Origin of the sequence: Bacillus chungangensis, from assembly GCF_030812995.1 — a bacterium.
GTDB classification, from domain to species: domain Bacteria; phylum Bacillota; class Bacilli; order Bacillales; family Bacillaceae_C; genus Bacillus_CF; species Bacillus_CF chungangensis.
The window spans coordinates 24,807-49,666 of record NZ_JAUSTT010000006.1; the positions used below are offsets into that span (position 1 = coordinate 24,807).

Here is a 24,860-nt window from a genome sequence, read left to right on the forward strand (position 1 = left end):
AGTTCATTATAAGAAATGGACATCATGAATCTTAATAGGAGGAACTAAATATGGAAGAACCTATTGAAAAAGGAACACCAAATGAACGAATTCCTTATTGGGTTAAAGTCGTCTCTGTTTTCTTTTTAGGCTGGCTTGTAATTTACGCCGCTCGAACAGTCCTTAATCCGTTAATGGGAGATATTCAAGCTGAGTTCTCATTGACCAAAGCTCAACTAGGACTCATTAGTAGTTTGTTCTTTTTTGCTTATGCAGCAACACAAATTCCTTCAGGGATCATAGGAGACAAAATTGGCAGAAAGCGTGTCCTCGTTCCCGGTTTTATCGTTTTTGGCCTTTTTGCTGCACTTACTGGTACAATGCACACATACGTTTATTTTATTAGTGCATGGATTATTGTTGGGGCCGCACAAGGAACATACTATGGTCCACAATATGCGTTGTCATCTGAGGCGATACCGCCGCACCGTATTACATTAGGTAGTGCAATTATCAACAGTGGGATGGCGTTTGGTACTTCGATCGGATATTATATTTCAAGTTATGTTGTATTAGAGTGGGGAGCAAGTTGGAGAGTGCCATTTTATATTATTGCAGTTCCAATTATCCTAGTTGGTCTGCTTATGGCATGGGTTATAAAAGATAAACCAAAAAATGTACAAGCAAAAGTGAAAGAACAAGATACAGACGTTCCAACTGAACCGTTTAAGTTCTCATCCTTATTTAAAAACCGCAATTTATTAATGGCGTACATTACAATTTTCTGTTCAATCTATGGCTTCTTTATGATATTAACTTGGCTGCCATACTATTTAGAATCAGAACGTGGCTTAACTGGTGGAAGCATCGCTTTTGTATCATCACTTGTACCGTGGGCAGCTATTCCAGGTTCTCTGTTTTTCAGTTGGGTATCTGACAAAATAGGTAGACGGAAACCAGTTGTTTTGTTCTTGCTGCCAGTTGCATTTGTTACAACCGCTTCTATCGTATATTTTGAAAATATGACCATTCTCTATATATCACTAATCGTTTATGGTATTTGCGGTAAAATTAGTTTAAACCCGATATTGGTTGCTTTAGTAGCAAATAATGCACCTAAACAAGCATTAAGTACAGCATTTAGTGTGTATAACTTTATAGGAATGAGCTCTTCTATCTTAGCACCATATGTGACAGGCTATCTTTCTGATGTCACTGGTAAAATGGCATCTGGATTCTATCTTGCATCAGCACTTCTCGTTGTAGGATTTATCGCCATGCTATTTGTAAAAGAAGAAAAACAACCAACAACTGCTGCAGCGTAAAAGTTGCTATTATAGACAGATCAACAATGATCTAAATGCTTGTAAATACTAAAGGGACACATCTTTGTGAAGTAGATTACAATCTTACGTATTGAGGATGTGTCCTAAACAAATCTTTCTTATTGTAGTTGTTAAACGCTCTTCAATGCATTGGCAGCCACTTCGTATATTTCTTCCTTATATAATGTCCTACTTCAACGAACTGCTTCTTTATTCATTTTCTCTATCACTTCCTGCAAATTTTCAGGTTTTAAAAACTCAATCGGTGATACCCCTTTTTCAAAGGTAATGGAATCAGCTTCAATAAGCAGTACATAACGCTCATTAACTTTTGCTAAATGAATAGACTCGCCAAAATCTGCCAGCAATCCTTTCACAGACGTTTCCCCAAGCGACATTTTTAATTCTGCTTCAGGAGTATGCTCTACTATATGTGCAGCTGCTTCCATCACTTCTGTTGTTGTTAAGCGCTCTTGAATATCCCGCTTTGGACTTGTTTCCCATATCTCCATTTCTTGTTCAAACTGCTGCAGCTCTTCACTATTATCTTTTAAAACTTCTTGAAAATGCTCTTCTACCATCGTTTTCACTTGTGATCGCATGATTTCAGGCATTGATTCTCCGTATTCGACAAACTTCAAGAAGTCTTCAAAATAGCGAGCATGTGAAGCTTGATGTATTTTTACATCCTGTTCCTCTATCATTCCTTCTTCCGGCATGTAAGGATACTGAATTGATTTCATATTTTTTGTTGTAATCGCCATTTCTACTTTTCGAATAAGGGATGATTCATCAGCAATCGAAGCAACTTTCGGCTCAAAATCACATTTCATGATAAAAACAAAGGAATCATCGAAGTACTTTTTTGGCGTTGCAGATGCAACTAAAAAAGCACCGCCCCTAACCGCACTCGTATCGAGGTAAGCGCGAATGAATGCTTCACTTAATGCTTTAAATGCTTCTTTTGTTTCTGCAAATCTTAGTTGATGGAACATATTATAATTTGGATTTGATGACAGATCGTGGCCAGGTTCAACGATGAAGCGGCCGATTTTTGTCGGCGCCGCTTCGGACTTAGGGTGGCGTTCTACTTTTCTTTTTACTATTTTTGTAAGCTCTCCATCTAAAAAGTCTTTTAAAGCGTTATTTTCATATTCATCTGTATCTAATGTTTGAAAATGCTTAAAATGCTTGTTTGCTTGTTCGTCTTTTCCATCTACTTGTATGACATAAAAAGATAAAAAACGGATTTGAAAATCCACATAAATCACCTTGTTTCATTATTTTTCAGCTTCTTCAGTATAGAAAATCGTCCTTTCTCCGTCAATACTGTATATTTTTTGGGGAATCGATTTATCAGGAATACTTATATTACCGATCTCGTCCCTAGCAGCCGACTCTACCCTTTAATAGAAAATAAATATATAATTATGAACTTTTGATTACGTACATTTTCAATCGTTAATGTAATCGTAATGTGTCGTTTATAAGATGTTTAATTTGCTTAACTATAATTTAATAACATTTACAAAGAAAAAAACACGTAAACATAAGAGAGGAAGCTGTAGGTATACCATTTTGTCATACTTTTGGATACGTGCAAGACAAATTCTCGGTAACGTGGAGAAGATTGTAAGTAGAATAGAGTAAACACAACTTCTAATTAGAATAATATTGCCACGATCATGTATTTGACAATTGATATAAATATATGTAAGGGCAGCAATAGTTGCAGACTTCTTGCCATAATGGATAGAGATTGCCGTGATAGTAAAGAACCAAAAAAACAGTAAATCTCAACCATAGGAAAGGCAGCCTATATAAAATACTACCCCAATTACCATAAGGAGCTCTAATTGATTACATACATACAACGGAGGTCATGAAGAGATTCGATGAGACACATACAGTGATAAAGGGAATTGGGGTAAAGGTACTTACCTACTGTAAAAGAGTTCCTAAAAATCAACACTGGATAAGATAAATAATATCGTTAAGAATTAATTTAAATAGAAAATTTGTTAAAGCATTAGATAAACAATAATAATGTTATGTAAACTAATAATATAGTAGATGATCTCAAGCTAGAAACACAACATTCTCAAAAAAGAAGGACACATGTTCTAAACAGAAGACGAAAACGAATCATGACATAACAGAGATGAAGAGATGAAGAAAGCCAAGAATGGGGAGAAATGTTTTGAGGATTTTCGAATGTTTTGTTATCATATTGAATTTTTTTACTTTAGGCCGGGTTCTGCTTTTTGGTAGAGGCTTAACCCGCATTAACCTTATTTTACTGGGAGCTTCTAGTGTCGCAACTGCGCTTCATTTGCTGCTGGAAGGCTACCGATGGCAAATGATGCCGGCATATACTGTGCTGCTTTTGGTGATATTGTTAATCTTTGTTTTTCCAAATAAATATACAGTTTCAACTTCCGTGGCAGCTCGGATATTCAAAATAGGTTTTATTAGTTTGTATTTAGCCTTTTCCGTTGCACTGCCGCTGATTGTGCCTATTTTTACATTTGACAAACCTACCGGACGCTATGAAATAGGAACAAAAACATATCATTTTATAGATGAAAAACGTCCTGAAGCATATATAGATAATCCTGAGGCTCATCGAGAATTGATGGTGCAGCTTTGGTATCCAGCAGAAACTGGAAGTAAAGAACCTACTGCTCCTTACATCACTCATTCGAAAGAATTAGCTTCCGGTTTAGCGTTGACAAGGCCTTTTCCAGCATTCCTTTTCGAGCATTTGGGATTGGTAAAAACTCATTCTCATCAGGGAGCACTGCTGTCTAGGGAACAAACAGCTTGGCCGCTGTTAATTTTTTCACATGGCATGGATCAATTCCGCGGCCAAAATACCTTTCAAATGGAAGAGCTAGCAAGTCACGGTTATATTGTAGCTGCTATTGATCATACTTATGACGCTGCCGCTACTGTATTTCCAGATGGACGAACCGCGCTTTCTCGCTCTCAGTTAGATGAAGGACTTTCTGTCTTGGACAAACATATACCATTATGGGTGAAGGACGTGAAATTTGTCCTAGATAAGATGGAAAAATTCAACGCTGGGGATTCGGAAGATCATTTTCGCGATGCTATTAATATGAAGCGGATTGGCATGATCGGCCATTCATATGGAGGAGCAACAGCCATGCAAATATTAATGGAGGATGAGCGTGTGAAGGCGGGCATTAATATGGACGGCGGTCTCTATGGAAAACCTGCTCCAAAGGAAGGAATCAGCAAGCCATTTATGATCATGAATGCAGATGATGCTGATCAATATCTTCAAGCTGCAAAAGAACAATCAGACGTCTCTATGGATATTTTCAAGAAGGTATGGAACGAATTAGAGCGCCGTACAACGCTTGCAATGACGGATGGCGGCTATTCTTTAACGATTCCTCATACGAATCATATGAGTTATACCGATTTTCCTCTGTATTCGCCGCTAATGAAAGAAAAAGGCGAAAACGTTAGACTAACTCATCGACGTATTAATGATGTCTCTCTAACGTTTTTCAATAACTATGTCAAAGGGGATCATTCTATTTCAATGGAAGAAATGTCAAAACGCTATCCTGAAATAAATTTAATAAAGCACTGAACGTAGAGGAGGGGTATCCATGCGCCTATTTGAAATCATGATTACTGTGTTGAGCATCGGCATGTTATGGCATGTCATTTGGTACCGGAAACGCCTGACTCGTTGGCTTGGAATGCTACTACCATTACTATTGATCGGAGGAAGCATCTGCCATTTCATCGTTGAAGGGGGACGATGGCAAATGGTATTTGTCTACTTTTCAATCGGAATTGTATTGCTTGTCTATCTTATTCGTGAGCTCCGCCCTGTCTCCGAACAAAAAAATAGTAAGCTTGCAGCATTTTTGTTAAGTTTCATTGCTTTACCGTATAGTGTGATTGCAGCAGGCTTGCCTTGCTTACTTCCTGTATTTTCATTGGAAAAACCGACTGGTCCCTATAAGGTAGGAACTGTAAACTACAGCTGGCTCGATGAGAATAGGGAGATTGAACAAGGAGAACCGAGGCGAATCAATGTCCAAATTTGGTATCCGGCCGAACTCGATTCCACTTCCCAGAAAGCCCCTTACATTAGCCATTTGACAGTTTTATCGGAAGCGCTGGAGAAGCAGTTTGATACACCAAAATGGTTGTTCCGTTATTTTGATTTAGTGGAAACGAATACTTACTCGGAACCAGTTTTTGCAAATGATATCGGGAAAATCCCGCTTGTTTTCTTTTCACACGGTAATATGACAGGCGCAGGTTTTACCAATTCATTTCAGACGATTGAATTGGCAAGCCATGGTTATGTTGTTGCTGCCGTAGAGCATCCTCAAACGGCTCTTACAGCTGCTTATCCAGACGGTAGTTTCGTCCCGTTCGTTGACTTCTTTTCAAAGCTGCCAATGGAATATGATGCTCAGAACGTTGTATCCAGCCGAGTGATTGAAGAACAGACTCAGGATCTCGAATTTGCATTGGAACAAATGAAAAAACTAGATGAAGCAAAATCCAACAGTCTCTTCGCAAATAAAATCGATTTTTTGAATGTCGGGCTATTCGGTCATTCCTTCGGAGGAGCCACTATTGTTAACACCTTGTACAAAAATCAATTATTTAAAGCAGGGATTAACATGGATGGGTATATTTACGGAAGCGATCGGACTGAAAGCATTAAGCAGCCCGTATTGCTTATGAATAGCGATCATTCTATCGACAATGATGATTTATCAAATAAAATGGTGATGGAGGAACAAAAACGTCGAAAGCGAGCTTTCCAAGAAAAAGCCTATATACTCGATATCAAAAAGGCCGGTCACTTAAACTTTACTGATTTTCCTCTGTATTCTCCGTTGATTGCTTGGATAAGTCCTGATGTGAAACAAAATCATCAGATTGTGAATGAAGCAACAATATGCTTTTTCGATCAAAATTTGAAAGAAAGCTCGGATTGTTCTCTTGAATCACTTATTAGTATGTATCCAAAAATCAATTTCAGGAAAGGGGATGAATAAAATATGAATTTTTCCCCATATCTATCTGACGAATGATAATTCCTAGCACAAGAGTTAGACGAATCGAAGCGACAGGTTGGGATAACAACAAGTATTGAGCCGACAGGATAAAGAAAGCTCGGACAGTAATACATCGTCCTTGAAAAAGGTGATATTTCTTTTTCGAGGACGTTGCGTTCTTAGTTTGAGATCCTCAAAGTACAGGGATGATAAAAGAAAAGCCTCATTAATGGAAGTTTCACTGATTGAACTGAACTTTTAAGACCCTACTCTATTTTTTAAAAATGTGATGTTTTTGAGACAACCTTAAGAAAGTTTAACTTTATACAGAGTGGCAGGCATGATAACCTTTTAGGCGTAGCAATTTATCTTTTCTTTGGCGTCTAGTATTTCCATCATACGAACGAATCATATAATTGCATATCTCTCGGCTTTCGTATGAACAGCTGCCATAAAAATGATCTGGAGGGATCGAAATAATATGGATTCACGAATAAAAGAACTTGTTGATTTAACAAAAGAAAAGTTTGGTCTAGATGCTTACTTCCTCCATACTTGGAACATCTATTCAGATAAGAATGTGATGAATGAAACAGATTATACATTAGTGATGGAATGGTTTCCTCGCTGCATAAAAGAACAAACAGAAGATGAGCTTAATCCACCAGGAACGGCTCTTATAGAATTAGATCTAAAAAGCAGCCGTTTGAAAAGTATTATTTTTGTAGAGGGAAAAACATTTGCTAATACAATCACATTTAACAGCCCTGATTCAGAGAAAGCCATCCGTTGGATAGAACGAGAAACAGGTTTTACGTATCTTGAGCATTTCCAAATAAAGAATAAAGAAACAGAAAAAATCATGTTTGAAGCATGTATAAACGGCATCCCGCTCTCACCATCAGGTCTAATGGAACTTCGGCTTGATGATCAGGGAAGATTAACCTTTTTTTCGAATTATGGGCATTTTCTCTCACAGAAAACATTGAATAAAGTGAAAAACACACTTACATTAGATAATGAGTATGTAAAACAAATCGCATATGAGCAATGTAAGCTGTTGGATTTTCCTTCTAGCAAGGAAGAAAAGTGGCTTCCTATCTATGCGCTAGAGGAGATATATGTCGCTCATAATAAAAAAACGCTGCCTTTTGACATTATAGGAGATAGACATTCTTACATTAATATAGATATGGTAATGGAATGGGATGATCCGCTACAAGAAACATTTAAACGATATCCAATAAAATTTGAAGATAATTCCGTTACAGTAGATCAAGCATTTTCTTTTGCGCCTCATCCAGATACGTTTCCATTAACAAAGCATGAGCAGGAAAAAGCGACCAAAGTAGTGTTAGATTTTTTAAGAATGGAATTTCCTCAAGATACTGGTAAATGGGTGTTAAATTTCTTGCATCGTAGGGACGGATACATCATTGCCGGCTTGAAACAAGTCCAAGATAGAAGAGTATTTCAAAAAAAATTGAAAGTATTTATTGATGCTACTAGCTTTCAAGCTATCAATTATATGGATAGCAATTGGTTTCTAGAAATGTACAAAGATTATCTTTCACCTGCCGCTAAAAAAATCAACAAAAAGGAAGCATTTGAAAAAATAAAAACGACAATCGAACTAACACCCGTCTTTGTCTACGATTTTGAAGAGCAGCACTACATATTATGCAAAAAAATAGATTCCTCATTTGGAGTACTCGCTCATAATGGTGAGCTAATTGAGTTAGATGAAGTGTAAAAATGACAACTACAATGGATGCTATCGATGGTTCCTTCCAGAAAGAACCATCGATTTTTATGCTTTTTTTGAGGGTAGCGGAATGTGCGTTTTGTGCTAAAATAGGAGGAATAGGAAAACGCCTTTGTTAATGGAATTGCTGGCGGCGTTTCTGCCTAACAAAAGTTTTGCTATCATATCATATGTAATTAGTTAAAATGAACACGAAGGAGAATGTAGCAATGGCAGATCAGACAATCAAAATTAACCTCAGTGAGTCAAAAAAACAAAAACCCCAATCCGATCAGCTTGGATTCGGAAAAATATTCACAGATCACATGTTTATGATGGATTACATAGAAGGAAAAGGGTGGCACGATCCAAGAATCGTACCTTTTCAACCACTCTCTTTAGATCCAGCAGCGATTATTTTTCATTATGGACAAACTGTTTTTGAAGGATTAAAAGCATATGTGACAAAAGCTGGAGAGGTGCATCTTTTTAGACCCGAAAAAAATATGCAGCGATTAAATCGTTCAAGCGATCGGCTATGTATGCCGCAATTAGATGAGGAATTTGCATTAGAAGCATTAAAACAATTAATTATAATTGACAAGGATTGGATTCCATCAGCACCAGGTACATCGCTTTATATTCGTCCATTTATCATTGCAACAGAGCCGTACCTTGGAGTAACAGCTTCTAAACATTATCAATTTTTGATTATTCTATCACCTGTAGGTTCTTATTATAAAGAGGGGATCCACCCTGTAAAAATTCTTGTCGAAAATGAATATGTTCGTGCAGTGACAGGAGGAACTGGAACAGCAAAAACTGCAGGCAATTACGCTGCTAGTTTAAAAGCACAAGAAGTAGCAGAAGAAAAAGGCTATTCACAAGTACTTTGGCTTGACGGCATCGAAAAAAAATACATTGAAGAAGTCGGCAGTATGAACGTCTTTTTCAAAATAAATGGAGAAATTGTCACACCTGCTTTAAATGGAAGCATTCTAGAAGGGGTAACAAGAAATTCTATCATTCAGCTTTTAAAACACTGGAACTTGCCTGTTGTAGAACGTAAGATTTCAATGGATGAAATCTATCAAGCTTATAAAAATGGACAGTTAGAAGAAGCATTTGGAACCGGGACGGCTGCTATTATTTCCCCAATTGGCGAATTCATCTGGCATGGTGAAGAGCTTGTCATCAATAATGGCAAAACTGGCGAACTATCAAAAAAATTATATGACACGCTCACTGGCATTCAATATGGAACAGAGCCAGATCCATTTGGTTGGGTTGTGAAAGTTCAGTAAGAGATGTAAACGATAAAAGGAATACACTAACATTAAATATACAGCTTGAGTTCATCATTATAGGGACTCAGGCTGTTTCAATTTCTGACCTCTAAGCTGCTTAGACATTCTTCATATATGTATGATTGAGCTTATGTAACGATACAGGCTACTATAAAGAAACCATTTTTTTCCTGATCATAATATCTCCTAAAATTCCCATCTCCGTTTTCAGATGTTGTCCTGTGGTGATGTATTTCCTTAAGTTCGATACCCCGAGATTCAAGTAGCCTTTTCAAAACATTACATCTTTTTCTTAAATTAGAATTAAGTTATGCAGAAGGAAAAATCGTATCCTGAATTAAGGCCACATTTATTCTTCATCTCACGGCCAAGTCAAGACCCTCGCAAATAATTAGGAGAAAATAAGCGGATAACTACAAATTGAAAATCCAACTGTTCAAGCACTTTGCGTTATTATCTTGAGATCAAATGCCCTATCAATGTTTCACTTTATCCGCTTTACCTTCCAAGCAAGTATAGCATCTCTCAACTGTATAAAATTTCAATTATTACGAATCATAATTAAGAGATTTAGGAAAAATTTACTCTCCATTAAAAACTTAAAGAAAGAAGGGAAAATTGGTACATCGGTCATTTTCACAAAAAAAATAATAGTGCCTTCCAACACCTTTGCCAGCACTACTAATCCTAGTTCGTTTTTTTTGAACACATTCGAAATAAAGAAACTTCCATCAGAGGGGGCTTTCTCTTATCCCCCATACCAAAGGATCTCAAGCTAAATACGCGACGTCCTTTTTCAGCGTGCGATGTGTTACTGTCGAAGCTTTCCTTGTCCTGTCGCAACGCTTGAGTGACCTACGTCCCGTAGGCCCGAACCAATTACATTTGACTTTCAGTTATCCCCCACCTAGCGCTTCTAATTCCTCTTACACTTGAGGTAGGGGTCTTACTGCTATTTAGATGTAGGATAAATCTTTATTCCTACACACTATTTAATATAGTATGACACAATTGTTGTCTATTTTGGATAATAGGCTTTGAAAAACTTTATCCAAATCTCACGATGACTGCACGTCTATTAAGCGTTTACAATAAGTATTGCAAGCCATTTAGCATGCAAAAATGGACAATTGTTTAAACTTCATAACTTCACCATCTTTTTAGGAAGGATAGATAAAATGGTTGAGATAAAAAAAGATGTTATTGCACTGGTTGATTGGTTAAGTAGCTTTGGAAAAGATCCCCAAGGTGGAGTTTCTCGTTTGCTCTATACAAAAGAGTGGAAAGAAGCACAAGAAGGTTTAAAAGCATTAATGGAAAAAGATGGACTAACCACAACGTATGATGAAATAGGAAACTTATTTGGCCGTTTAGAAGGAAGCAAATATAAAAATGAAACCATCATGTCGGGTTCTCATGTCGACACAGTCGTAAATGGCGGAACATTGGATGGTCAATATGGCATTATTGCAGCACTGTTAGCCGTCCGTTATTTAAAAGAACAATATGGCCAGCCCCTTCGAAATCTTGAAATTGTTTCATTAGCGGAAGAAGAAGGCAGCCGCTTTCCCTATACATTTTGGGGCAGCAAAAATATATTTGGTATAGCTAAAAAAGAGGATGTTCAAGCGATAGCGGATTTTAACGGTGTGCCATTTGAAAAAGCAATGAATGATGCAGGATTTGGTTATAGAGATGAATCCAAACCATTAAGAGACGACTTGAAAACGTTTGTAGAAATCCATATTGAACAAGGCAGTGTACTAGAAAAAGAAAAAAAATCAGTAGGAGTTGTTCATAGCATTGTAGGACAACGACGTTTCACCATTCAATTAAACGGTGAAGCAAATCATGCAGGTACTACTCCTATGCATTACCGAAAAGATACCGTCCATACATTAAGCAAAATTGTCGTAATGATTATGGAGCGGGCCAAACAATACGGGGATCCATTAGTAGCAACTGTTGGAAAGGTTGAACCTAATCCAAATACAGTCAATGTGGTTCCAGGACACACATTGTTTACTTTAGATGTCCGTCATACTGAAAAAGACATTATTGTGAAATTTACAGAAGAAATTGTAGCAGAAATGAAAAAAATAGCTGCAGAAATGGAAGTTGAGATCAACATTGATTTGTGGATGGATGAAGACCCTGTCCCGATGGACAAGCATGTTGTTGAAATACTTGAAAAACAATGTAAAGAACATGGGTTGAATTATCGTTTAATGCATAGTGGAGCGGGCCACGATTCACAAATCTTTGCTCCTCATGTTCCAACTGCCATGCTTTTTGTCCCAAGCATAAAGGGTATTAGTCATAATCCAAAGGAAAATACAAGCCCTGAAGACCTTGCAGAAGGAGTACGTGCTCTTACAAATGCGTTATATGAATTGGCTTATAAAGAATAACATGGATTCATAAAAAATAAGCAGCTGGGAGGAAACAACGTGAGCGGAGAAATGAATAACGAAAAATTTGCCTACTGGAAAAAAGTTATTGTTATGCTCTGTCTTGGTTGGACGGTAATTTGGATTTATCGTACGATTCTAAATCCTATATTACCAGAAATCCAAAGTGATTTGGGTGTTACATCAGATGCGAAAATGGGATTGATTTTTAGTACTTTCTTCTTTGCTTATACAATGATGCAAATTCCATCAGGGATTATGGCTGATAAATTTGGACGAAAAAAAGTGCTAATTCCTGGTTTTATTCTATTTACGATTGGTGCAATTTTAGTGGGGTTTTCCCCAAATTTAACAATGATCTTAGTAGCTAGCTTTATCACTGGTATGGGGCAAGGAACGTATTATGGACCAGCATATTCTATCTCTTCACAAGCGATCCCAAAAGATAAGCGTGGTATATCAACGGCTATTATTAATAGTGGTTCAGCGATCGGGATGGGAATTGGTTTGATCGGATCTAGCTTCTTAGTAAAAGATGCTGGCTGGGATTGGAGAATTCTGCTTTTTATCACTGCAGCTCTAGTGTTTTTGATGGTGCTTGTGTTTGCAAAAAACATTAAGGAAAATCCATTTGAAACAGTGGCAACAGAAAAGGAAGCAGCAAATGATCTAGAAGATAAGCCGTCCATGAAGAAGCTTTTTGGCAACCCAAAAATGCTCGCTTCCTATGCATTATATTTTGCGACTTGTTATGGCTACTACATGATCGTCACTTGGCTGCCAACTTTCTTACAAGAAGAACGTGGATTTCAAGGATCGGCTATTGGATTTGCCTCTTCATTAGTAGCGTTCAGTGCTATTCCAGGGGCATTACTGTTCAGTCGTTTGTCTGATAAATTTATGCATAAAAAAGTGACATTTATTATCATTCTTGAACTTTTAGCAGCTTTAACTCTTTATTTAACAGTTGCTGTTAACACCACAACACTTTTAATTATATCTCTCATTTTTTATGGATTATTAGGCAAATTGGCCGTTGAGCCAATATTAATTTCATATATGGCAGATAATGCGCCGAAACAAGGTTACAGTACGACATTTGGTGTGTTTAATTTCTTCGGCATGATGTCCTCTGTTGTTGCACCTTTTGCAACAGGTCTCATTTCTGACATAACAGGCAGTAAGGTTCTAGGATTTTACTTAGCAGCTGTAATCATCGTAGTTGGAACCATTATTATGCTGCTTGTTAATATGAAGAAACCAAACAAGACATCTGCAACCGCCTAGTAATATTCATTTATAAAAACAATGAACAAATGAAAAAGGAGCTGTACAATCATGGGTTATCCAAAAGATTTACTTACAAGCCGTTCCATTATAAAAAGGGGTAATTACGCTCTCATTCCACAAGAAGGATTAGTAAATAACGTTATACCAGGATTTGAAGAATGTACTATCTCTATTCTTGCTTCACCAAGATTAGGAGCACATTTTGTTGATTATATTGTCACAATGCATGAAGGTGGAAAAAACGAAAAAGGGTACGGAGAAGAAGGTGTCCAAACGTTTGTTTATTGCATAGAGGGAAAAGTAAAAGCATCCACTTCAAAAGAATCCTTTACGTTGGAAGAAGGCGGCTATTTATACTGTCCTCCAGGAGAAAAAATGTATCTTGAAAATTTACAAAAAGAAGATACTCGTTTATTTCTTTACAAACAAAAACATCAGCCATTAGAAGGACATGCACCATGGGTTGTGTCTCAAAATGTAAATGATTTGGAGTGGGTTGAATATGATGACATGGCTAATGTCCATATAAAAGATCTATTACCAACGGATATTGCTTTTGATATGAACTTCCATATTTTATCCTTTGAGCCTGGCGGGTGCCATCCATTCATCGAAACTCATTATCAAGAACATGGTGCGTATATGTTGTCAGGATTAGGTGTTTATAATCTTGACAATGAATGGGTTCCAATTAAAAAAGGAGATTACTTATATATGGGAGCTTATGTGCCACAAGCAACTTATGCATCAGGTCGTGAACCTTTTTCTTATGTCTATTCTAAAGATTGCAATCGTGATGCCAAACTATAAGTAATACTGTTGAAAAGCGAAAGAATCAAATAAAAGAGGGACTGATCCATACGTTTTAATGATTGGATCAGCTCCATTGTCCTGATTAAATGATAAGAGGTGTTCATTGTGAAAGTAACAAAAGAAAAGCTTCACGAATTGATTCAGACAAAGCTTCATCGAGCAGGACTAACAGAAGAACATGCGGGAATCGTAGCGGATGTACTCGTTCATGCAGATGTACGAGGTGTTCACTCTCATGGAGCGATGCGTGTGGAGTATTATGCGGAACGCATTGCTAAGGGAGGCATTAATACGAATCCTACTTTTACATTTGAAAAAACAGGAACAGCGTCAGGAGTCTTTGATGGAGATAACGGTTCTGGCCATGTAGCTGCGAAGCTTGGAATGGACAGAGCCATCTCAATGGCAAAAGAAAATGGCGTAGCAATTATAGGTGTACGCCGTATCGCTCATAGCGGAGCCCTTTCTTATTTTGTTCAACAAGCTGCAAAAGCAGGAATGATCGGGATAAGTGTTTGTCAATCAGATCCAATGGTTGTCCCTTTTGGCGGCGCAGAGCCTTATTATGGAACGAATCCAATTGCTTTTGCCGCTCCTGCAGAAAATGAAGAGATGATTACATTTGATATGGCGACAACAGTACAAGCATGGGGGAAAATATTGCATGCTCGCTCTAAACATGAGGCAATTCCAGATACATGGGCAGTAGATCAAAATGGGGAGCCGACAACGGATCCATTCAAAGTAAATGCGCTGCTCCCGATTGCTGGTCCTAAAGGGTACGGACTTATGATGATGGTTGATATTTTATCCGGTGTACTATTAGGTCTTCCTTTCGGCAACCGTGTAAGTTCAATGTATCACAATTTGTCAGAAGGACGTAATTTAGGCCAGCTTCATATCGTTATTAATCCTGCATTTTTTACGGATGCCAACCAATTTAAAGCAAATATTACGAAAACAATGCAGGATTTAAATGGAATGAAGCCTGCTCCCGGATTTGATCGCGTGCTTTATCCCGGTCAAAATTATGATTTGATTGAAAAAGAAAACGAAGTAAACGGTATCGAAATTGTAGATGAAATCTATGATTACTTAGTATCTGATGTCATCCACAACAATCAATATAATCATAAAAGTCCATTTGCAAAGTAATAAAGTGACACTTCCATCTGTGTAGGTGACCTTATCATTTTCAGGCAGTTATCCCTACCTAGCGCTTCTGATTCCTCTAACTATTAAGGTGGGGGTATACTGCCACTTATATGTGAGATAAAAGAATTTCCTTATAAAGAGGTGAGTAAGTGAATATTTCAAAAGAAACATTGAAAGAATTAATAAAGAAAAAATTAAATAAAGCTGGCTTATCGGAAGAGCATGCTGAAGGCGTAGCCGACGTACTCGTTCATGCGGATGTACGAGGCGTTCATTCACACGGAGCGATGCGTGTGGAATATTATGCCGAACGAATTGCGAAGGGCGGAATGAATACAAACCCCCAATTCCATTTTGAAAAAACAGGATCCAACACAGCTATTTTTGACGGCGACAATGGAGCTGGGCACGTTGCAGCAAAGCTTGCAATGGATGAGGCGATCCAAATGGCAAAAGAACATGGAATAGGATTCGTTGGTGTAAAACGTATTTCCCATAGCGGCGCTCTTTCCTACTTTGTTCAGCAAGCTGCTCAACAAGAAATGATTGGAATCTCTGTATGTCAGTCAGATCCTATGGTTGTACCTTTCGGTGGCGCAGAGCCTTATTACGGGACAAATCCGATTGCTTTTGCTGCCCCTGCAGAAAATGGGGAAGCCATTATTTTCGATATGGCAACAACTGTTCAAGCATGGGGAAAAATTTTACATGCTCGTTCTAAACGTGAAAAGATTCCTCCTACATGGGCGGTAGACCAAAATGGAGAAGCAACAACAGATCCATTTAAAGTAAATGCCCTGTTGCCGATTGCCGGTCCAAAAGGCTATGGTCTTATGATGATGGTCGATATTCTATCAGGCATTCTACTCGGGCTTCCGTTTGGAGGAAAGGTGAGTTCTATGTATCACGATTTAACGGAAGGACGTAATTTAGGTCAGCTTCATATTGTCATTAATCCTGCATTTTTTACTGATTTAACTACATTTAAGGCGAATATTTCTCAAACAATGACAGATTTGAATGAGATAAAACCTGCTCCAGGATATGATCGCGTTTATTATCCAGGACAACGAAGCAGCATTCGCCAGAAGAAAAATGAGGAAAATGGCATTGATATTGTCGATGATGTATATCAATATCTTGTTTCTAAAGACATTCATTTTAATCGTTACGATCAAAAAGATCCATTTGCCAAGTAATAGAACATAAAAAATAAAAAGAGGTGATATACATGCTATACACAATCATTAAGAAAAATGCATATCAAGATTCTGTAAACCTGATGCTTTTAACAAATAAGTTATCTACAATGGAAGGTATTCAAAAAGTGTCAATCATGATGGGTACTGAAGCCAATAAAGATATCTTTAAAAATTCCGGGTTGTTTACAGAAGAACTTGCGAACGCAAGTGCAAATGACATGTGTATCGTTGTTAATACAGAAGATGAAAGTAAAGTACAGGAGATACTTGATGAAATTGACTCTTTTCTAAAAAATCAATCCATCAGTAATAATGACAAAGGATATGAAACAGTTCGTACATGGGATAAAGCGATGAAAGCAGCTCCTGATGCAAATATTGCCTTAATCTCAGTACCAGGGAAATATGCGGCCTCTGAAGCTGACCAAGCTTTGGATCAAGGTTTGCACGCTTTTATCTTTAGTGACAATGTGCCACTTGAAGAAGAGCTTCGTTTAAAGAAAAAAGCACATGATAAAGGATTATTGGTCATGGGTCCAGATTGTGGAACTGGTATTCTTTCCGGTATTCCAATGGCATTTGCGAATGTTGTTAATACAGGAAATATTGGTATGGTTGGTGCATCTGGAACAGGTATTCAAGAAGTATCTACCATCATTGACCGTTTAGGCGGTGGCGTGTCGCATGCAATCGGAACAGGTGGACGAGACCTATCAGAAAAAATTGGTGCTATTACGATGATGGATGGGATTCTTGGGTTAGAACATCATCCTCAAACAGAAGTGATTGCGATCATTTCTAAACCGCCTGCTAAAGAGGTACGGAATCAAGTAGTTCAGCTTCTTCAGCATGTATCTAAACCTGTTGTAGCTATCTTTTTAGGTGAAAAGCCAGAAAAACATGAAGGAAATGTGTATCATGCATATACATTAGAAGAAACTGCCCGCATTGCAGTTGACTTGGCAAACCAAAAAGAAGTGAGGGCTGATTATAACGCTCTTCAAATGGAAGTTCCACAAGTTGATTTAAAAGATAGCCAAACTTCTATTAAAGGATTGTATTCTGGTGGATCTCTTGCATCAGAAGCGGCTATGCTGATTTCCGATGCACTTCAACTAAAAGATGGATTAATCAAAGAAGAGGGCTATATGTTAAAAGCAGACGGTCATGAAGTAGTTGATTTAGGAGATGACATGTACACACAAGGGAAGCCGCATCCGATGATTGATCCAGATACGCGTATTCAATTTATCCATCATGCGGTGCAAGATCCAACTACCGCAATTGTACTTTTTGATGTTGTTTTAGGATACGGTTCACATGAAGACATGGCAAATCAATTGGTGCCTGCTATTGTAAAGGCGCGAGAGGCAGCGGAGAAAGAAGGCCGCCGCGTTTATTTTGTTGCAACCGTTTGTGGAACGGATCAAGATCCTCAAAATTACCGTGAACAAAAGCAAATTCTTGAAAATGCAGGAATTATTGTCCGTGATAGCAATAATCAAGCAGTACGTACAGCAATAAAAATGACCGGTCTAAATATAGAGGATATACAAAAACAGCATCATCAGGTTGATGTATCAAGTAAAGAAGATGATGCTTCACATGTTTCGTCTGAAGCTGTTCAACGTTTATTAAGTGAAAAACCAATAGTGATCAACGTAGGATTAAAGAAATTTTCTGATACCTTCACGACCTTTGGTACACGTGTTGTACAATTTGATTGGCGTCCTGTTGCAGGTGGAAATGAGCGTATGCAAAAGATTCTAAAGCTGTTGAATTCTTATGAAGCTAAATAGAACACAAACCTTAGGAGGTTCATCTTATGCAATATAAAACAATTGATGAAGCAAATCGTGCCGTCATAGATAAAATCGTAGGGTCTGCACCATTTTTAGTAGATGCCGTTCCAGCTAAATCCGTGATCCCTGAATTAGAGGGAAAAGTTCTTCTTCATGCAGGTCCGCCAATTACTTGGGATGAGATGACAGGTCCAATGCAAGGCTCTTGTGTAGGAGCTGCATTATTTGAAGGTTGGGCGCAAACAGAAGATGAAGCACGCCGCATGCTAAGCAATGGTGAAATTACCTTTATTCCTTGTCATCATGTAAATGCTGTAGGGCCAATGGGTGGAATTACATCAGGCAACATGCCTGTTTTCGTAGTGGAAAATCGTTCAGAAGGAAACAGAGGCTATTGTATTATGAACGAAGGAATTGGCAAGGTGCTTCGTTTCGGTGCGTACTCTCAAGAAGTCATTGACCGTTTAACATGGATGAAAAATGTGTTAGGTCCTGTGTTAGGTCAAGCACTTCGGTCAACAGAAGATGGGCTGAACCTAAATGTTATGATTGCTAAAGCGATCACAATGGGAGATGAATTCCATCAGCGCAACATCGCTGCATCACTTATCTTCTTAAAGGAAATTAGCCCATATATTGTTGATTTGAATATTGATGAAAAAGACCGCCGAGATGTCATTAAATTCTTAGCTGATACAGATCAATTTTTCTTAAACATCATGATGGCCACAGCCAAGACAGTGTTAGATGGTGCAAGAAAATTACAAGAAGGTACAGTTGTTACAGCTATGTCCCGAAACGGCAAAGATTTCGGCATCCGTATTAGCGGGATGGGAGATCAATGGTTTACAGCTCCTGTAAATACACCGCAAGGACTATTCTTTACAGGGTATTGTCAAGAGGATGCTAACCCTGATATTGGTGACAGTGCTATTACAGAAGCTTATGGTGTTGGAGGAATGGCAATGATTGCTGCACCTGGAGTGACGCGTTTTGTAGGAGCAGGAGGCTTTGAAGATGCACTGGCTACCAGCAACGAAATGAGTGAAATTTGTATTGATCAAAACCCTAACTTCTCCGTACCAACTTGGGACTTTCAAGGCATCTGTTTAGGAATTGATGCACGAAAAGTAGTTGAAACAGGAATTACCCCTGTCATTAATACAGGTATTGCCCACAAAGAGCCTGGTGTTGGACAAATTGGTGCAGGTACTGTCCGTGCACCTATCGAGTGTTTTGAAAAAGCCCTTGAAGCCTATGCACAAAAGCTAGGTTTACTAGATTCTTAAATGAATATTCATCAAAAAATATATGGGGAGGAATATGCTGCCGCAATTCCCCCCATCCTTCATCAATGTCGTACAGGGCGTGTGCATAGTGTGTTTCAAAATGGCTGCAACCTTCGTTTTGGCGATCATTTAGTTTTTATTGGAAGTGTTAAAAACGGACGTCTGCCATTTGGAATACATTTCAGTGTGGATCAAGTACAGCAAATGATGAGGATCGTTCAACGAAATGAACTTGTTCATTTTCAAAGTGAAAATGAAACACTATATTTTCAATCATCTGGTTGTGAAATCATCTTAAAGTCAGCACAAATTTTTTCAAATCCAATACCTATAGGATTTATGGACCAACGCCAATCTCTCTGGCATGTACGATCATTTTTTACTTCGATCATAAAAAGTGGAAAACAAAATGGTTTTGATATGGATTTAGCTCGTTTTCTATTACGTGAATATAAACAAAGTGATTCATCATTTGAGATCGTTCGAAAGATGTATAAGCTTCAGGAAAAACTAGATTCTAACGATCCGGCAGCTATTGAAGAGATTCTTCGTTTTTTTATTGGAAGAGGCAAAGGTCTTACCCCAACGGGAGATGACATGCTGATCGGTATTTTGGCTATTCATGCACTTACTGGCCGCGTTACTTCCACATTTATTAATAAATTGAAACAATTAGTTTATCATAGCCAGCTTACAACAGATGTTAGCAAAACCTATTTGCAATATGCACTGAAAGGGCAATTTAGTGACACAATTACTGATATTTTGTACGTATTTTCTCGAAGTAATATAGGAAATGTTGATTTTTTAATAGAAAAGCTTCTTCAAACTGGACATACTTCAGGAGTTGATACGGCTATTGGTATGTGTTTGGCATTAATGAAATAAAGGGAGGTTTTTTAGATGAAAGTTGTGATCGCTTTAGGCGGCAATGCTATATTAAAGCCGAAACAAAAAGCTACATTTGAGAATCAATTAGAAAATGTTCGCAAAAGCTGTGCTTACATTGCACAAATCATTCGTGATGGTCATCAAGTCGTTGTTACACATGGTAACGGACCGCAGGTTGGCAATATTCTCCGGCAAAATGAAGAAGCGAAAAATATCGTTCCTCCTTTTCCATTGGATGTTTGTAGTGCAGAATCACAAGGCTTTATTGGATACATGATGGATCAATCTTTAAAAAATGAATTGAATAAGCTTGGATTAGAGAAATCTGTTGTTAGTATGTTAACCCAAACAGTTGTCTCCGAAGATGATGAAGCTTTTCAACATCCTACTAAACCAATCGGTGTCTTTTATTCTGAAGAAGAGGCAAGAAGACTCGCATCCGAAAAAGGATGGGTTGTGGAAGAGGATGCAGGCCGCGGCTATCGTAGAGTAGTGCCATCTCCACAACCTCAGACAATTCTTGGATCAGAAACGATCAAATCATTAACGGAAAACGGTGCAGTTGTGATTGCTTCAGGCGGAGGCGGCATCCCCGTTATCCAAACAGATGCTGGTGAGATTAAAGGAATTGAAGCTGTTATCGATAAAGACCGATCTGGTTTAAAATTGGCACAAGAAGTAGATGCAGATGTTTTTATGATTCTAACAGATGTTAGTAATGTTTATTTACATTACGGTCAGCCAAATCAAAAGGTATTGGAATTTGTAGAGCTCGGAGAAGCAAAGCAATACATGGAAGAGGGACATTTCTCTGCTGGCAGCATGGGTCCAAAAATGGAAGCAGCTATTCAATTTGCCGAAACAGGAAAAACAGCAATTATCTGTTCATTGGAGGATGCTTGTCTTGCGTTAGAAGGAAAAGCGGGAACACGCATTGCCTCTAAAGAGACCATTCATTCGTAGAGGAGCAAACAATGATGGCAAAAATTTTTATCGCAGGTCGAGTACCAGAGTCTACAAAAAAATTTCTTCAAGACTTTAATATTTTCGAATATAGTGAAGATGGTGTGATAACAGAAGAAGAGCTAATGGAAAGTGTTAGAGATGTAGATGCCATCCTTTGTCCATTATCTACCCCTTTATCGAAGAAGGTAATAGAGCAAGCAAAAAATGTAAAAATCATTGCAAACTTTGGTGCCGGCTTTGACAACATTGATGTAGAGGCTGCCAAGAAACATGGGATCATTGTCACAAATACACCAGGTGTTTCTACAGAAGCTACCGCGGAGCTTTCCATCGGTCTTATGATAGCTGCTGCACGTCGAATTGTAGAGGGCGACCAATTTAGTCGAACAAAAGAATTTAAAGGTTGGGCGCCGCTCTTCTTTTTAGGGACCGAACTATATGGAAAGACATTAGGCATTGTGGGGCTTGGGAATATAGGACAAGCAGTGGCGCGCCGCGCAAAAGCGTTTGGCATGAACATTATATACACAGGACCAAGTCAGAAACCAATCAATATCGAACAAAAATATGATGCGACTTATGTAAGGATGGATGAGCTGTTGCAAACATCTGATGTCATCTCTCTTCATCTGCCTTATAAAAGAGAGGTTCATCATTTATTTTCACAAGAAGCCTTCCAGCAAATGAAACCAAATGCGATCCTTGTCAATGCTGCCCGCGGTCCCATAGTGGATGAAAAAGCGCTAATAAATGCGATAAAGAAAAAAGAAATTCGTGGAGCTGCACTTGATGTCTATGAATTTGAACCTCTCATAACAGAAGAGCTTAAGTTAATGAAAGAAGTTGTCATTACTCCTCATATAGGAAATGCAACTATCGAAACACGTGATGCAATGGGAGAAATAGCGGCAAAAAATATTATTTCGGTATTAAATGGAGAGCAACCTTTAAATCCGATTTACTAACAAATTGATTTTAAGCATCTAATCTATCTAGCCCTTTAAAACTCCTTTTCTTGAAAAAAATGATTGTTTAGAGTGAAGAACCTGTATGGTAGACTCAGGCTGCCTAACATGGTGGCCAAAATTTATGATCGTACATAATGTTTCATGCTATAAAAAAAGGATGTATCTCTATCCTCCTTGCAGATGGAGTATTTCCGCAGAATATAAGCGAAAAGCAGAAAAATACTCCGGAGCAATTACTATTCTGAGGTAATTGCTCCCTTTTGATTTGTTCATTATTTATTAAATGAAAATAGCATTAAGAAATGGAGAATAAATGAAAATCAAGTGTGCCCCCCTGTAGCATTTTCGCAGGTTGTTCCTTTCCACAATAAAGTGAAACTTCCATCAGTGGGGTTTTCTCTCATCCCCACTGAAAAGAAGTAGAACAAAGGCTAAGATCTCAGGCGTCCTCGAAAAGGAAATCGCTTTTCTGCGTGCGATGTATCGCTTCCGAAGCTTTCCTTATCCTGTCGGCACAACCAATCGGACATTTGACTTTCAGTTTCCCCACCTAGCGCTTCTGATTTCTCTTACTCCCCGAGGTGGGGGTTTTACTGCCAGTTAGATATGGGATAAGAGTTGAATTGTACCATTTTTGTGAGAAGTATATGATTAAAAACGTTATAACTATCCATTATAGTAAAAGAGAGAAGATTTTTTTGGAGTGATAAAATGGAATTTAAAGTAAAAGATTTATTTCACTTAAAACCATTTAACCAAGCAACACTTATTAGTGGAAAAGGTGGTATTGAGCAATCAATAAAGGGAGTAACAATTATTGAGGCTCCAGATATAGCCGATTGGATTAGCGGGGGCGAATTATTATTGAGCAGCCTCTATCCGATGCGTTCATTTAATGAAACTGAACAAGTAAATTTTATCAAACAACTAGCTAAAAAAGAGGTAAGTGCGCTAATTATAAAGACGGAACGCTTTGTTAAAAATATCCCAGAGTGTATGGTTCGTGCCAGTGAACAGTATCATTTACCAATTATTCAAATTCCTAAAGATCTCCCATATATTGAAATTATGTATCCTGTTATGCAGAAGCTATTCAGCCAGCAAGAAACCGCTTTAAAATACTTTAGGGAAGCGCATGATCGTTTTATCATCCATTCATTAGCAAATGAAGGAGCTGATAAAATCATTGCGACACTTTCAGAGCTAGTTGGAAATCCTGTTGCTGTATATGATCGCAATTTTAGATGTATGTCAGCTACTAATCCTCATATCGTTCATTTTTACACGTTGTATCAAGAGGAGCCTCCAAAAGATAATACAAAAACAAAGTTTGATTATTATCATCAAAAAGTGATATTACCTGAATTATCCGATGACATTTATGACCAAGTGGTGATGCAAGTAGAAACGATTCAGCAAATTAAGATTCATTTAGTTATCACTGAGGTGGGAAAACCACTAACGTCTCTTGATTTTATTGCGATTGAGAATGCCGCCACTGCTTTATCGCTTGAGCTTGTGAAGCAATATGCTGTGGCTGAAGCAGAAAGGAAGTTTGAAAAAGATTTAATCGATGATTTGATTATGGGTAAAATTGATTCGCTTCAGACAGCTTATCAACGTGCTAATTTAATTGGCTGGGACTTGCAAAAATCTTATGCTGTCGTTCTTTTTCATTTAGGCGATTTTGTCCAGCGTTTATCGCTTCAACAACAGGAAGAAGCACAGCAGCCGCCCTACGGACTTAATAATTGGCAAAACAATTTGTTATATGAAACGATTCAGCAATTTATTCCAAATACGATTATACGAAATAGAAGTGATGAAATGATTGTACTTTGGAATGTAGAAGAGGATAAAAATAATCATTTGCAATGGCTTCAAGACATAAAAAATATAGCGAAAAATATTCAAATTACGATGAAGAAACAGGACCCTACTACTTCGATACAAGTTGGCATCGGAAATCCTGCTCCCTTTATTTTGGAATTGCCTAAAAGCTATAAAGAAGCGCAAGACGCTTTGCAGCTAGGGCAAATAATTCAAGGAGACTCGTCCATCGTCGCCTTTTCAGACTTAGGCATCTTTCGATTATTATGTCAATTTGAAAATCAAGAAGAGCTAAATCGATTCATTCCTCCCTCTTTGCAAAAACTAGTTGATTATAATCAACCAAATCGGGATGATCTGTTATTAACCCTACAAACGTTTTTAAATCATCATCAAAATACTACAAAAACAGCTCAAGAATTATTCGTCCATTATAAGACGGTCATTTATCGAATCGAACGAATAAAAGAGATTACTGGAATGGATTTTGATGATTCTGAAGAAATGCTGTCTGTCCAAGTAGGGCTTAAAATCTTGATATTAGTGCAAAATCAAGAAGAATAAATAAAGAAAAGATTATCTTTTTGGTAGGACAGCCAACTGAAACGAATGCAAAAACTGTGTATTTCCAAGTAGTTCGTTTGAACAGTCGATTTTCACTAAGTAAAGAGATATAAATTTTTAAAAAGGGGTAATTATTTACCTATTGAGTTTTTCATATTCAATAATGCAAAGCTGTTCCTTTTCTTCTTCATTCTTTACATACTAAGGGATTGATCCCCTGCCTCAAAAAATTAGGTGGGGTAGAATCCCACCAATGATTTCTCG

17 protein-coding genes are annotated in these 24,860 nt (G+C 37.9%); 16 read left to right on the forward strand and 1 reads right to left on the reverse strand.

The annotated features are described in order from the left end of the window. The first annotated feature begins 50 nt into the window (after positions 1 to 50). Positions 51 to 1,304 carry an MFS transporter gene (locus tag J2S08_RS06140; RefSeq protein WP_307227700.1) on the forward strand — a complete coding sequence of 418 codons (1,254 nt, stop codon included), beginning with the start codon at positions 51 to 53 and terminating at the stop codon, positions 1,302 to 1,304. Between the two features lie 194 nt (positions 1,305 to 1,498). On the opposite strand, the gene J2S08_RS06145 is transcribed toward J2S08_RS06140, so the two are convergent. After that, positions 1,499 to 2,566, reverse strand: a complete 1,068-nt coding sequence (locus J2S08_RS06145) for a DUF3900 domain-containing protein (RefSeq protein WP_307227702.1) — start codon at positions 2,564 to 2,566, stop codon at positions 1,499 to 1,501. A gap of 938 nt (positions 2,567 to 3,504) precedes the next feature. Between J2S08_RS06145 and J2S08_RS06150 the strand changes: the two genes are divergently transcribed. The 15 genes from J2S08_RS06150 (at position 3,505) to J2S08_RS06220 (ending at position 24,596) form a co-directional block, all read left to right on the forward strand. After that, positions 3,505 to 4,929: an alpha/beta hydrolase family protein gene (locus J2S08_RS06150; protein ID WP_307227704.1), complete on the forward strand. Its 1,425-nt coding sequence runs from the start codon at positions 3,505 to 3,507 to the stop codon at positions 4,927 to 4,929. 19 nt (positions 4,930 to 4,948) lie between these two features. Next, the gene (locus J2S08_RS06155) at positions 4,949 to 6,364 is read left to right on the forward strand and encodes an alpha/beta hydrolase family protein (RefSeq protein WP_307227706.1); all 1,416 of its coding nucleotides are present in this window, start codon (positions 4,949 to 4,951) and stop codon (positions 6,362 to 6,364) included. A 481-nt stretch (positions 6,365 to 6,845) separates the two neighbouring features. Then, positions 6,846 to 8,117: a hypothetical protein gene (locus J2S08_RS06160; RefSeq protein WP_307227707.1), complete on the forward strand. Its 1,272-nt coding sequence runs from the start codon at positions 6,846 to 6,848 to the stop codon at positions 8,115 to 8,117. A 221-nt stretch (positions 8,118 to 8,338) separates the two neighbouring features. Then, positions 8,339 to 9,412 (forward strand): branched-chain amino acid aminotransferase, encoded by a 1,074-nt coding sequence (locus J2S08_RS06165; RefSeq protein ID WP_307227709.1) that lies wholly within the window; start codon positions 8,339 to 8,341, stop codon positions 9,410 to 9,412. 1,181 nt (positions 9,413 to 10,593) lie between these two features. Then, the gene (gene allC / locus J2S08_RS06170) at positions 10,594 to 11,826 is read left to right on the forward strand and encodes an allantoate deiminase (protein WP_307227711.1); all 1,233 of its coding nucleotides are present in this window, start codon (positions 10,594 to 10,596) and stop codon (positions 11,824 to 11,826) included. A 51-nt stretch (positions 11,827 to 11,877) separates the two neighbouring features. Next, the gene (locus J2S08_RS06175) at positions 11,878 to 13,113 is read left to right on the forward strand and encodes an MFS transporter (protein WP_307227961.1); all 1,236 of its coding nucleotides are present in this window, start codon (positions 11,878 to 11,880) and stop codon (positions 13,111 to 13,113) included. A 51-nt stretch (positions 13,114 to 13,164) separates the two neighbouring features. Beyond that, complete coding sequence (gene allE / locus J2S08_RS06180) at positions 13,165 to 13,926, forward strand: (S)-ureidoglycine aminohydrolase (protein ID WP_307227713.1); 762 nt, start codon at positions 13,165 to 13,167, stop codon at positions 13,924 to 13,926. A gap of 108 nt (positions 13,927 to 14,034) precedes the next feature. Next, positions 14,035 to 15,084: an ureidoglycolate dehydrogenase gene (gene allD / locus J2S08_RS06185; protein ID WP_307227715.1), complete on the forward strand. Its 1,050-nt coding sequence runs from the start codon at positions 14,035 to 14,037 to the stop codon at positions 15,082 to 15,084. A gap of 149 nt (positions 15,085 to 15,233) precedes the next feature. Beyond that, positions 15,234 to 16,283, forward strand: coding sequence for an ureidoglycolate dehydrogenase (allD, locus tag J2S08_RS06190; protein WP_307227717.1), 1,050 nt, complete (start codon positions 15,234 to 15,236; stop codon positions 16,281 to 16,283). 32 nt (positions 16,284 to 16,315) lie between these two features. Next, a complete protein-coding gene (gene fdrA, locus J2S08_RS06195; protein ID WP_307227718.1) occupies positions 16,316 to 18,085 on the forward strand; it encodes an acyl-CoA synthetase FdrA in 1,770 nt (589 codons plus the stop codon). Between the two features lie 26 nt (positions 18,086 to 18,111). Then, on the forward strand, positions 18,112 to 19,377 hold the full coding sequence (locus J2S08_RS06200; protein WP_307227720.1) for a YlbE family protein: 1,266 nt from the start codon (positions 18,112 to 18,114) through the stop codon (positions 19,375 to 19,377). Beyond that, positions 19,378 to 20,265, forward strand: a complete 888-nt coding sequence (locus J2S08_RS06205) for an oxamate carbamoyltransferase subunit AllH family protein (RefSeq protein WP_307227722.1) — start codon at positions 19,378 to 19,380, stop codon at positions 20,263 to 20,265. A 15-nt stretch (positions 20,266 to 20,280) separates the two neighbouring features. Then, entirely contained in the window at positions 20,281 to 21,231 is a 951-nt protein-coding gene (arcC, locus tag J2S08_RS06210; protein ID WP_307227724.1) for a carbamate kinase, read from the forward strand. Between the two features lie 14 nt (positions 21,232 to 21,245). Then, on the forward strand, positions 21,246 to 22,199 hold the full coding sequence (locus tag J2S08_RS06215) for a 2-hydroxyacid dehydrogenase family protein (RefSeq protein ID WP_307227726.1): 954 nt from the start codon (positions 21,246 to 21,248) through the stop codon (positions 22,197 to 22,199). A gap of 714 nt (positions 22,200 to 22,913) precedes the next feature. Then, on the forward strand, positions 22,914 to 24,596 hold the full coding sequence (locus tag J2S08_RS06220; RefSeq protein ID WP_307227728.1) for a PucR family transcriptional regulator: 1,683 nt from the start codon (positions 22,914 to 22,916) through the stop codon (positions 24,594 to 24,596). Positions 24,597 to 24,860: the final 264 nt, after the last annotated feature.